Below are 12446 nucleotides of genomic sequence, written 5' to 3'. Positions count from 1 at the left end.
AGCAAAGGACCAAGCAGACAATGAATCGTCAGCGAAAGACCGCGAGCGCCGTCGCCGCCGTCGCCGTTCTCTCCCTCAGCCTCACCGCATGCGCATCCGGCGCAGGACCCGCCGACGGCGGTGAAGCGAGCATCGACTACGTGATCTGGGACGCCAACGCCCTCGAGCCGTACAAGGACGTGATCGCCGCCTTCAACGAAGAGCATCCCGAGATCACGGTCAACATCCAGGCCCTCCCCTGGGACCAGTACTGGACCAAGCTGCAGACCCAGGCCTCGAGCAAGACCCTGCCGGACGTCTTCTGGATCAACGAGCCCAACGCCGGCCTGTACGCCACCAACGGCGCACTCGCTCCCGTCGACACCGCAGACGGGATGGACCCCGCGAACTTCCCGGACGCGTCGATCCAGAGCTACACCTTCGACGGCGAGCTGTACGCCGCGCCGACCGGCTACGCCACGATGGGCGTCTGGTACAACACCGCGCTCTTCGATCAGGCGGGCGTCGCATACCCGGCCGACGGGTGGACGCAGGAGGATTTCGTCGCCGCGGCGACGGCCATCAGCACCGCGCTCGGCTCCGAAGGCGTGTTCGGCGCTGCCGCCGCCCCATGGACCGGTCAGGAGACCTCCTACAACACCATCTACCAGTCCGGCGGTGAGGTCATCTCCGAAGACGGCACCACCTCGGGCTACGACGACCCCGGCACGATCGCGGGCGTCAAGCTCTGGGTCGACCTCGCTCAGGCGGGAGTCTCCCCGTCCGTCGCGCAGATCACCGACACGCCCATCCCGCAGTACTTCACCTCGGGCAAGCTGGCCATGATGTGGTCCGGCCCGTGGAACGCGAATTCTCTGAAGGACAGCGAGATCGCCGATACTGTGGCGGTCGCTCCGCTGCCGACCGGAGAGTCCGACCTCGTCACCACGATCCAGGGCGGCGCCGACGCCGTGTCGGCCTACTCGGAGAACAAAGAGGCCGCTCAGACCTTCCAGGCCTTCCTCGCCTCGAAAGAGGCCCAGGAGCTCTACGGAGCCGCGGGCCTCGGCATCCCCGCCTTCAACGGCGTCGCCTCGAGCTTCACCGACGCCTTCCCGCAGTGGGACCTCTCGCTGTTCAGCGACCAGGCCGCGCACGCGGCTCCGTACCCCGTGTCGCTGAACACCGCGGCATGGAACACGCTCGAGAACGAGTACCTCACCAAGGCGTGGAGCGGCGAGCTCACCGTCGAGGAGGCCTGCAAGCAACTGGCCGCCGCGATGAACGAGGTGCTCGCCGCCGAGAAGAAGTGATGACCACCACCACAGCGAGTCGCGGGCGGGTGGTGGCTCCGGCCGCCACCCGCCCCGTTCGGCGCTCGCAGAAGTACGACGGAGTCTGGCCGTGGATCTTCCTCGTGCCGATCCTCGTGCCCCTGGCCGTCTTCTTCATCTGGCCGCTGCTGCGCACGTTCTACTACAGCTTCACCACCTGGGGCTTCTTCGGAGACGTGAGCTGGGCGGGAATCGACAACTACGTCCGCCTGTTCAACGATCCGGACTTCGCGCTCGCGCTCGGCAACACCGCCATCTACACCGCGATCGTGATGCTCAACGTGCCGATCGCCGTGTACCTCGCAGCGCTCATCAACCGGCCGGGTCTGCGGTTCAAAGGTCTCTACCGCACGCTGTACTTCCTGCCGGTGGTCACGATGCCGGTCGCGGTCGCCATCGTCTGGCGGATGCTCTACAGCGGGGACTTCGGTCTGATCAACGCCTTCCTCGGACTCTTCGGAATCCAGGGGCCGTACTGGCTCTCGACGCCGGGGCTCTCCCTCGTCGCGGTCGCCATCGTCGGCATCTGGCTCTCGCTCGGCTTCAACATCATCGTGTTCAGCGCGGGCCTCTCCAGCATCCCGCCGGACCTGTATGAGGCGGCGTCGATCGACGGGGCGAGTCCCGCGCGGCAGTTCCGCAGCATCACGCTTCCGCTGCTCACCCCGACGATCTTCTTCATCAGCGTGCTGACCTTGATCGGCGGCTTCCAGGTCTTCGATCTGATCTTCGTGATGCTGGGCACCGGTCCCAACGCCGCCCGATCGCAGACCCTCGTGTACTTCTTCTACAACGAGGGCTTCCTGCAGAACGACAAGGGGTACGCGACCGCGATCGGCGTCGTGATCATCGTGATGATCGCGATCCTCACCGCCATCCAGTTCCGTCTTCAGAAGAAGTGGGTGCACTATGAGTGACCGTCTCGCGCAGAGCCGGCGGGGTCGGCGTTCCGGTCGGCAGCTCGGTGCACATGCCGTGCTCCTGATCGGCGGCGTGGTCATGGTCTCGCCGTTCATCTATCAGGTGCTGGCGACCTTCATGACGAACGGGCAGATCACCTCGGTGCCGCCCACGCTCTGGCCGACGCAGTGGAACCTCGACAACTACGTGGGTGTCTTCGCTCAGGTCCCCTTCCTCCGCCAGATGCTGAACACCGTCATCATCACCGTTCTGACCACGGTCGCGACGCTCATCCTCTGCGCGCTCGGGGGATACGCGTTCGCGCGGATGCGGTTCTTCGCCAAGGGTCCGCTGTTCGCGATCGTGCTCTCCATGCTGATGGTGCCGGGAACGCTTCTGCTCATTCCGCAGTACCAGACCGTGCAGAGCTTCGGCTGGCTCAACTCCTTCGCGGGCATCGTCGTCCCCGGATTGGTAAACGCCTTCGGGATCTTCATGATGCGGCAGTTCTTCCTCGGACTGCCCAAGGAGCTCGAAGAGGCGGCACGGCTCGACGGTGCGAACCCCGGCCAGGTGTTCTGGCAGGTCATGCTCCCGCTGGCGAAGCCGGGGCTGAGCGCCCTCGCGATCCTCACCGCCCTCGCGTCCTGGTCCTCCCTGCTCTGGCCGCTCGTCATCGTGAACAGCCAGGACATGATGCCGCTCGCCGTCGGGCTCGCATCGTTCACGGGAGAGCACGGCTCCGAGTACCCATCAATGCTCGCCGCGGCGCTCATGGCGATGCTGCCGATCATGATCCTGTTCCTCGTGATGCAGCGTCGCGTCATCGAGGGCATCGCCTTCTCCGGTCTCAAAGGCTGAGACCGACCTTCCGAAAGGACAGCTCGATGAAGAGACGTACGTTCCTCGGCGTCATGGCCGCACCCATGCTGATCGCCCTCGTGGACGGCACCGCTCGTCCTGCATCCGCCTTCGCGGGCACCGGGGCTGCGTCGGTGCATCCGCTCACGACGACGGCGGGGCGGTCGACGTTCCGGGTGGGGACCCATCGCGGCGCTCCCTGCCTCTTCGTCGACGACGCCCCGCGCTTCCCGATGTATCTGTTCGAGCAGGAGGTGTCCGTCGCCGACGGGCAGACCTTCAGCGACGCCGGCGTGGAGTTCTACTCCTTCATCGAGAAGGAGAGCTTCCTCGACCTCGGCTGGACCGGCGCCGGTACGCAGAACTTCACAGTGATCGACCGCGTGATGCAGACGTTCGAGGATCATGTGCCGAGCGGCTATGCCATGCCGCGGGTGCACCTGTGGGCGCCTGACTGGTGGCTCGACGCCCACCCCGACGACCTGGTCGATTATGCGATCGACCCCGGAACGGCCGACATCCCCCGCGACGCCTCCTTCGCCTCTGCGACCTGGCGCACGGAGGCGGGTGCCAAGCTCCGCACGATGGTGCGGCACATCCTGGACGGACCGCAAGGCGACCGGACCATGGGCATCACGCTCGCCGGCGGACTCTACGGCGAGTGGCTCTGCTACAACGCGGAGTACCTGCCCGACACGAGCGAGGCCATGCGCACCGCCTGGATAGGGCATCTCAAGACGAAGTACGCGAACAGCGTCGCGCAGCTCCGTGCCGCGTGGGGCGACCCGGCCGTCACCTTTGACACCGTGGTGATCCCGGGCACAGGGGAGCGGCGGGAGACGGCGAACGGGTTGTTCCGCGATCCGGCCGCGTCGCGCCGCGTGCTGGACTACTACGAGAGTCACCACCGTGTCGTCGTGGAGGCTATCGATCACTTCGCCTCGATCGTCAAGGACGAGAGCGACGGCACGCTACTCACGTCCGTCCTCTACGGCTACACCCCGGACCAGGGGTACATGCCGCAGGAGCAGCACCACCGCGCCGTGGCCGCACTGCACCGGCTCGACTCCGTCGATCTGGTCACCTCGCCGCACTCCTACTATCGGCGTGCTCCCGGTGACGACGGCGCCTACCGCACCTATACCGAGAGCCTCGCGCTGCATGGCAAGCTCTTCATCGACGAGGCAGACGACCGCACGCACCTCGCGACGAGCCCCATCCTGTTCATCTACGCGACCACCATGGCCGAATCCCTCGGCATCATCCGTCGGGCTTTCGGTCAGGCTGTGACCCACGCTACGGGCATGTGGTACATGGATCACTCCTCGGGACTCTGGTACGCCGATCCTGCATTCGGTGCGGAGTTCGCGAAGCTCAAGCACTGGGGCGACTACTCGATGAACGTCTCGCGCGCCCGGTCCTCGGAGGTCGCCGTGATCAGCGTGCCGACCGCCGAGCTCGTGCTCGGCGGCGAGACCGACACGACGGCCAAGCTCTACGAAGGGCCGTCTCTCGGCAGCCGCCAGGGCATCGGCGAGCTGAGCCGCGCGGGAGCGCCCTTCGACCGCTTCACGATCGACGATCTGGTCGACGGGCTGGTCCCCACGCACTACAAGGTCTACGTGTTCCCCGACGCCTTCCGCCTGAACGCCGCCCAGCGGGTAGCGATCACCGCGCTCAAGTCCGGTGGCCGCACGCTCGTCTGGGGCTGGGCACCCGGGTACGCGGGAGACTCCGGCCTCTCGAAGGCCGACGTCGAGGCGCTCACCGGGTTCAGCCTCACGCAGGTCAACGCTCCTGCGGCGTCACCACCCGACCCGAGCGCGCCCCTGGACAGCGAGGACTTCGAGTCCGGCAGCTTCGCGGGCACGGGGTACTCGGCCGGGGCGGGCGGTGCGACAGGGACGATCATCGCGACGGCGGGCGAGGTGATCGGCGGGACGCGATCAGTCAAAGGCAGCGCACCGGCCAGCACCGACTGGCACGAGTACCTCTACACGAAGGCCGCGTCGATCCCGCTCGAAGCCAACGCGACCTATCGGGTGAAGTTCCGTGGCCGCACGATCACTGCCCCGGGTGCCGGCGCATACTTCTATTTCGTCGCCCGCACCGGCACCGGCGGCGTGCCGCAGGATGTCGGTTCGAATCAGTGGAGCGATGCTCCCGGATCGGTCTACACGAAGGAGTTCGAGTTCACGCTCAAGAACTACAGCGACTACTACCTGATCTGGGGCATCCACGACGGGGGCGCGATCACCGTCGACGACATCACGATCACGAAGGTCAAGAACGCGGGGCTCGCGCCGATGAGCTACCACCTGGACTCGGCCGCGTTCCCCGGCGTCACGGAGACCTTCGGAGGCGAGATCGCCCTCGAACCGCTGTTCCTCCCGAGCGGGAGCGGATTCACCACGCTCGCCCGCTCGGCCGAGAGCACACCGCGGCCCGTGATCGCGAGGAAGACGCTGACCGGGTGGACCTCGGTGCTCGCCAGCACTCCGCCGATCCCGTCTCCGGTGCTGCGCAAGCTGTACAGCGACGCGGGGGTGCACGTGTACACCGGAGGCGACGACAACCTCGAGGCCAACGCCGCCTGGATCAGCCTGCATGCGAAGACCGCGGGGACGAAGACCGTCACTCTGCCGACCGCGGGCCCGCTCTACGACACGGGGAGCGAAACGCTCCTCGGTCTGTCCACGACCACGGCAACCTTCACGATGGCGAAGGGTGACACGGTGCTCCTCACCCGGAGCAACCCGCTGGTCACCGGTGGAGTCGTCTTCGGCTTCGAGACGGGGTCCTTCGCCACCAGCCACTTCACGGGAGGGTTCGGCGGATCGTACGGCACCATCACCAGCACCCCGTCGCAGGTCGTCTCGGGCAGCCACTCCGCCTACGGGGCGGCGCCTGCAACGACCGACTGGTACGAGTTCCTCTACTCGAATCCCGCGACGATCGCGCTCAGCCCGGATACCTCGTACACCGTGGAGTTCGTCACCAAGACCGGCGCGCTCCCCGGGAGCGGCGGTCACTTCTACTTCCTCGCGCGATCGCAGGCGACAGGAGCGCCGAGCGACCGGGGTGTGACGAGCTGGACCGATCCGGTCGGGACCGTGCAGAAGAGATCCGTCACGTTCACGACCGGCAACCACACCGACTACCGCCTCATCTGGGGCCTGCACAACGGAGGGGCGCTCTCTGTCGATGACATCCTCATCTCACGCAATGACTGACCGCGGATATCGGCCGACACCGATCCTGATCGAGACCGATCTCTGCGACGACGTGGACGATGCCGGGGCGATCGCGGTCGCGCACGCCCTCGCCGACCGCGGGCTCGTCGAGATCCTCGGCATCGGCATCAACACCTCTGGCCACTGGAGCCACAGTGCCGCCCGCGTGCTGAACGACTACTACGGCAGGGCCGAGATCCCCGTCGGGATCCGGCATCCGATCACCGACGAGATCGGGCCGGAAGACTACGCGCGGGCGATCAGCAGGATGCATCCGCATGCGGCGACACCGGACGTGATGCCGGACGCGGTCGCGGTGCTCAGGGAAGCCCTCGCCGGAGCCGATGACGGCACGGTGACGGTCGTCTCGATCGGCTACTTCGGAAACCTGGTCGCGCTGCTGGACACCCCCGCCGACGCTCTCAGCGCTCTGAGCGGACGCGAGCTCGTGGCCGCGAAGGTCGCACGCGCCGTCGTGATGGGCGGTGTCTTCGGCACGCGCGCCCGGCCCGACCTCGGTGCGGAGCCGCTCGCGGAGACCAACTTCGCGCACGAACCGGGACACACCGCACGGTTCCTCGCGGAGTGGCCGAGCCCGGTGGACTTCGTGGGATGGGAGACCGCGGCCGACGTCATCACCGGTCGTACGCTCTCGGCCACCCAGGGTGACGACAGCCCGGTGGCGATCGCGTACTCCCTGCACAGCGGCAAGGGGATCGGACGCCCGAGCTGGGACCTGCTCGCGGTGATGCTCGCCGCCGGTGAGCTCGACGGACGCGTCGCCTGGAGCGGACCCGGCACCGTGTCGCTCGACGAGGCGGCGGGCACCCTGTGGGCCCCCTCTGCGAGCGGACGCCACCGGTATGCGGTCACCGTCGTCGGTCCGGAGGATCTTTCCGGACTCATCGACGACCACTTGGGACGCCCGCCCCTCGCGGGTGCCTGGGGTGCCATCCGACAGGAAACGGAGCTCGACGCATGGCGCTGAGGATCGCGGTCGCGGGCGCAGGATCCCGCGCGGAATTGGCCACCTTCCTTCCCCAGTTCGGAGCGGAGATCGTGGCGGTCGCCGACCCTGCTGCGCGAGGCCGGGAACGCGCGGGCTCGCTGTTCGGACCCGACGTCCTGGTCGTCGAAGACCATCGGGGGCTCCTCGACCTCGACCTCGATGCCGTCTTCGTGCTGACTCCCGACCATACGCACGCCGAGGTCGCCGTCGACCTTCTCCAGGCCGGCATCGCCGTGTATCTCGAGAAGCCGATCGCGACGCGGCTCGACGATGCCGATCGCATCCTCGAGACCGCCTTCCGCACGCGCACTCGCCTCGCCGTCGGTCACAACATGCGCCACATGCCGATGGTGCGACTGTTGAAGCGGCTGATCGACGAGGGGACGATCGGCGAGGTGAAGACCGTGTGGTGCCGGCACTTCGTCGGCCACGGCGGTGACTTCTACTTCAAGGACTGGCACGCCGAGCGGGCGAAGACGACCGGGCTGCTGCTGCAGAAGGGCGCGCACGACATCGACGTGATCCACTGGCTGGCGGGAGCCCCGAGCCGTGACGTGGTCGCGATGGGCGACCTCATGGTCTACGGCGACGTCGAGGATCGGCGCGACAACTCCGACCGGATGATGGGCACCCTCGCGAGCCTCGACAACTGGCCGCCGCTCGCGCAGACCGAGCTCAACCCGGTGATCGACATCGAGGACGTGTCGATCATGACGATGCGTCTCGGCAACGGGGTACTCGCCAGCTACGAGCAGTGCGCGTTCTCGCCCGACTACTGGCGCAACTACACGGTGATCGGCACGGAGGGACGCCTGGAGAACCTCGGCGACTCCGACGGCGGCGTGGTGCGGTTGTGGAACAGGCGATCCGAATACAACGGCGCCGGGGACAGGGACTACGAGATCCCTCTCGGCGAGGGCACCCACGGTGGGGCGGATGTCGCGATCGTCGAGGAGTTCCTGGGGTTCCTCCGTGGAGAGCGCCAGCTCGAGACGTCTCCCTCCGAGGCCAGGGACAGCGTCGCCGCGGGCATCGCGGCAACCGCGTCGTTGCGCGCGGGGGCGATGCCGCAGCGGGTTCCGGAGCTCGATCCGCAGGTGAAGGCGTACTTCGACGGCGGACAGGTGAGCGCCCGCGAGGCGCGTCGATGAGCACGGCATCGTGATCGACGGCGGGGCGAACTCGACGCTTCGTGGCGTGAGCGAGCGTGGTCACGAGGGGAGCCGTCGGGCTCATGCTCGGCCGGGACGACGAGGTCATCGCCGTGCCCGCGCATCGGGTCGAGGTCGTCGGGCGACGGGGAGCGGTCGCCTCGATCCCGACGCGGTCGCAGGTGGAGGAGCTGCTCGCACAGTCGTGACGCGGGAAGTGGAGTCGACCTCCTCCCCGCGCTGCCGCACCGCAGGAGTAGCCTGACGGCATCCGATGAGTGGAGGCTGTCATGGTTCCCGAGATCAACTATTGGGCGGTGCTGCCGGCCACCGCGTCGAGCATGATCGTCGGCTCGATCTGGTACGCCCCGAAGGTGTTCGGCACCCGCTGGTCGAAGCTGGCGAACGTCGACATGGACCGTCCCCCGGCCACGGCGATGTGGCCCATCATCACCACGGTCATCGTCAGCTTCATCACGGCGTGGGTGCTCGCCGGGGCATCCGCCATCGCCTGGCATTTCTACGGCGGCGCGTTCTTCTGGGGCACCATCGTCACGGCGGTCACGCTATGGGCCGGCTTCACGGCCGCGCGTTTCATCACCCACGATGCGTTCGAGGGCCGCTCGACGAGGCTGACCACGCTGAACATCGCCCACGAGCTGGTCACGGTCGTGGTGATGGCCGTGATCATCGGCGTCTGGCCGCCGGCACTCGGCTAGGTCGTCGAGTGCCGGCAGCCTCCGCGGAGGTCAGCCGATGTTCGCCGTGATGGCCGCGAGGTGGGCGGCGGACTCCTCGACCGACGACGGGCGCCCGGTGATGCCGGGTCGCTGCTGCCACGGCCGCGGACCGTCCAGCGGGCGGTACTCCACACCCGCGGCTTCCAGGCGGGCGAGGTGTTCGACCAGCCGGGGCTGGAACTCGGCGAAGTCGCGTTCGCCGTCGGTCCACAGCGCCTCGGCGAGAGCGCAGAGCCGGGGGAAGGCCCGGTAGTCGAGGCCGCGCGCCGAGTCGATGTGCTCGGTCCACAGGTTCGCCTGACCGCCGATGACGTGGCGGGCTTCTGCGGCATCGAGCTCGGCGGGAACGGGATCGAACGAGTAGACGGTCTCGAGCGTGGTCACCGTGCCCACCGGGATCGGCTCCGTCGGCAGCGCCGATTCGCGGTAGTCCAGGTAGACCGTGTCCTCGGGGCAGGCGACGACGTCGTGCCCGGAGCGGGCCGCGGCCAGCGCACCGACCCGCCCCCGCCAGGAGAGCACGCTCGCCCCGGGGACCAGTCCGCCCTCGAGGATCTCGTCCCAGCCCAGCAGCTTCTTGCCCCGAGAGCGCAGGTGGTCGGAGATCCGCCCGATGAACCAGCTCTGCAGCTGCTCCTCGTCGTGCAGGCCGAGCTCCCGCATCCGCTCCTGCGTGCGAGGGTCCTCGCGCCACTGCACCTTCGGACACTCGTCGCCGCCGATGCAGACGTACTCCGAGGGGAACAGGTCGATGACCTCGTCGAGCACGCCGGTGAGGAAGTCGATCGTCGTCTCCTCCGCGTTGAAGATGACGGGGTTGATGCCCCACTTCGTCCACGGCGCATCCGGTGCGTTCTGTCCGACTCCGAGATGCGGATAGGCGGCCACCGCCGCCTGTGCGTGCCCCGGCAGCTCGATCTCGGGGATGACGGTGACTCCGCGCTCCGCCGCGTAGGAGACGATCTCGCGGATGTCGTCCTGCGTGTAGAAGCCGCCGTGGGGTCGACCGTCGCCGGGGGAACCGTGCACGGCACCGACCTGGCTCTCCGGACGCCACCCGCCGATCTCGGTGAGCAGCGGGTAGCGGTCGATTGCGATGCGCCAGCCCTGGTCGTCGGTCAGGTGCAGGTGCAGCGTGTTGAGACGGTGCATGGCGAGCAGGTCGATGAAGCGCCGTACCTCCCGTGCCGGAGTGAAGTGCCGGACGACGTCGAGCATGGCGCCGCGCCACGCGAACTTCGGGGCGTCGCGCACGTGCGTCGCCGGCGCCGCCCACCGCGTGCCGCGCACAGGGGAGTGTCGATGGATCGCCGGCGGGAACAGCTGCAGCAGCGCCTGCACCGCCCAGTGCCCGCCGCGGGCGTCGGCGGCCGAGAGGCGCACGCCCGCCGTCGTGATCTGCAGATCGAAGCCCTCCGGTTCGAGCGCGGTGTCGAGGTCGAACCGGATTCGCGAGTCCTGCTCGCGCGGTCGCTCGTCGCTGCTGTCGTCGACCGTGAGCGGCAGGACGAACCCCATCGCGGCGCGCAGCCGCTCCTGGAGACGCAGAGCCGGCTGCAGGAGCGCGGCGTGCGTCGACACCGTCGTGACGGGCGTGAGTTCGAACTCCCCTTCGGTCGAATTCCGGCTCTGAGCTCGGGGAAGGAGAGTCGGCGAGGGCATGTGGTCTGAATGCATGAGAGGAGATCCTGAATTCGTTGGTTTCATGGCCTAATAGTTAGTAAATAAAGTGACCTAATTGCAGAACCCTAATCGCGGTCGATTTGGAAACAACACCGTCATCGCGCAGAAATATAACAGTTCCACATCTCGCAAGGAAATGATTGACAAGGGATATGAAACAGAGGTGTACTAACTTTCACCCGCCAAGCACATCGACGTGACAATTGCGGTTCCCATTCACCAAGGAGAGTTCTGTGGCAATCAAGAAGTTGGCAGCGATCGGCGCACTCGGCGTCGTGACCGCTCTCGCGCTGAGCGCATGTTCCGGTTCCGCCGGTGCCGGTCAAGGCGCCGCACCCACCGACGGCAAGGTCCCCGACGTCGATGGCAAGGGACAGAAGCTCACCGTCTGGGTCATGGACGGCGACTACACGCCCGAGACTCTCGATGCGATCAACGCGAAGTTCACCGAGGAGACCGGTGCCGAGGTGAACCTCCAGGTGCAGACCTGGGACGGGATCACCACGAAGATCACGACCGCACTCGCGACCGACACCCCTCCGGATGTGCTCGACGTGGGCAACACCCAGGTCGCCAGCTACGGCGCCAACGGCGGTCTGCTCGACCTCACGCCCTACAAGGACGACCTCGCTCAGGGGCAGACCTGGCTCGACGGACTCGTCGACCCGGCGACGATCAGCGGCAGCCTCTACGGCGTTCCCGGCTTCGCGGGCGCCCGTGCCGTCATCTACAACAAGACCATGTGGGCCGCGGCCGGTGTGACCGAGGCGCCGACCACGTACGAGGAGTTCACGGCGGCGCTCGACAAGGTCAAGGCTGCCAACGCGCAGACCCCCGACTTCTCGGCGTTCTACCTTCCGGGTCAGTACTGGTACGCGGGGCTGCAGTTCGTGTGGGACGCGGGCGGCGACATCGCCAGCGAGAAGGGGGGCGAGTGGACCTCCGGGTTCAGCACCGATGAGTCCCTCGAAGGGCTCGAGGCCTTCCAGACCTTCCAGAACGCGTACTCGTCGAAGGCCTCCTCGACGCTCGACACGATCGAGCCGAACCAGAGCCAGATCTTCGCCGACGGCAAGACCTCGGCGATCCTCAACACCAACACCAGCGCCATCCTCAAGATCGACCCGGAACTCGAAGACGACCTCGGCTCGTTCCCCTTCCCGGGCATCTCGGGCGAGACGCAGCCGGTGATGCTGGGTGGCTCGGACTGGGCGATCCCGGTGAAGTCGAAGAACAGCGATCTCGCGCTCAACTGGGTCAAGATCGCCGCGAGCCCCGAGATCCAGCAGGACTACGTGTTCGGCGTCGACGGCTGGATCCCCAACAGCACCGAGGGGATCGAGTTCGCCCAGGAGTCGCTGGATGACGTGAAGGTCAGCTTCTTCACCGCCGCGCTCAACTCGAAGGCGACACCGGCGAACGCGAACTGGACGACGATCGAGAGCAACAAGGACGTCAACGGCCTGTTCTCGTCGATCGCCTCCGGATCGAAGTCCGTCGAGAAGGCCGCCGCCGACTTCGACGCCGCCGCCGACAAGGCGCTCAACACGAAGTAG

Annotated in this window: 10 protein-coding genes; 9 read left to right on the top strand and 1 reads right to left on the bottom strand. The window is 67.2% G+C overall.

Going from position 1 to position 12446, the window contains the following annotated elements:
• The first annotated feature begins 20 nt into the window (after positions 1-20).
• From J7E45_RS07860 to J7E45_RS07825, 8 genes are all read left to right on the top strand, one after another.
• Positions 21-1292 (top strand): sugar ABC transporter substrate-binding protein, encoded by a 1272-nt coding sequence (locus J7E45_RS07860; protein ID WP_167381578.1) that lies wholly within the window; start codon positions 21-23, stop codon positions 1290-1292.
• Positions 1292-2230 carry a carbohydrate ABC transporter permease gene (locus J7E45_RS07855; protein WP_091032672.1) on the top strand — a complete coding sequence of 313 codons (939 nt, stop codon included), beginning with the start codon at positions 1292-1294 and terminating at the stop codon, positions 2228-2230. The genes J7E45_RS07860 and J7E45_RS07855 overlap by 1 nt, the downstream gene beginning before the upstream one ends.
• Positions 2223-3074 carry a carbohydrate ABC transporter permease gene (locus J7E45_RS07850; protein ID WP_091032668.1) on the top strand — a complete coding sequence of 284 codons (852 nt, stop codon included), beginning with the start codon at positions 2223-2225 and terminating at the stop codon, positions 3072-3074. Before J7E45_RS07855 ends, J7E45_RS07850 begins: the two co-directional genes overlap by 8 nt.
• 26 nt (positions 3075-3100) lie before the next feature.
• Positions 3101-6307, top strand: coding sequence for a hypothetical protein (locus tag J7E45_RS07845; RefSeq protein WP_215068321.1), 3207 nt, complete (start codon positions 3101-3103; stop codon positions 6305-6307).
• Complete coding sequence (locus J7E45_RS07840; RefSeq protein WP_215068319.1) at positions 6300-7295, top strand: nucleoside hydrolase; 996 nt, start codon at positions 6300-6302, stop codon at positions 7293-7295. The genes J7E45_RS07845 and J7E45_RS07840 overlap by 8 nt, the downstream gene beginning before the upstream one ends.
• Positions 7286-8467 carry a Gfo/Idh/MocA family protein gene (locus J7E45_RS07835; RefSeq protein ID WP_215068317.1) on the top strand — a complete coding sequence of 394 codons (1182 nt, stop codon included), beginning with the start codon at positions 7286-7288 and terminating at the stop codon, positions 8465-8467. Before J7E45_RS07840 ends, J7E45_RS07835 begins: the two co-directional genes overlap by 10 nt.
• 56 nt (positions 8468-8523) lie before the next feature.
• Complete coding sequence (locus J7E45_RS07830) at positions 8524-8676, top strand: hypothetical protein (RefSeq protein WP_215068315.1); 153 nt, start codon at positions 8524-8526, stop codon at positions 8674-8676.
• Between the two features lie 81 nt (positions 8677-8757).
• Positions 8758-9186 (top strand): DUF1761 domain-containing protein, encoded by a 429-nt coding sequence (locus J7E45_RS07825; RefSeq protein WP_215068312.1) that lies wholly within the window; start codon positions 8758-8760, stop codon positions 9184-9186.
• 30 nt (positions 9187-9216) lie between these two features.
• Here J7E45_RS07825 and J7E45_RS07820 read toward each other — a convergent pair whose 3' ends face one another.
• Positions 9217-10869: a beta-N-acetylhexosaminidase gene (locus tag J7E45_RS07820; protein WP_215068310.1), complete on the bottom strand. Its 1653-nt coding sequence runs from the start codon at positions 10867-10869 to the stop codon at positions 9217-9219.
• A gap of 254 nt (positions 10870-11123) precedes the next feature.
• On the opposite strand from J7E45_RS07820, the gene J7E45_RS07815 reads away from it, so the two are divergent.
• Complete coding sequence (locus tag J7E45_RS07815; protein WP_215068308.1) at positions 11124-12446, top strand: extracellular solute-binding protein; 1323 nt, start codon at positions 11124-11126, stop codon at positions 12444-12446.

The sequence above is a fragment of the Microbacterium sp. ISL-59 genome, from assembly GCF_018613945.1.
Taxonomy (GTDB): domain Bacteria; phylum Actinomycetota; class Actinomycetes; order Actinomycetales; family Microbacteriaceae; genus Microbacterium; species Microbacterium oxydans_B.
This window is presented reverse-complemented; position numbering and strand designations above follow the sequence as displayed.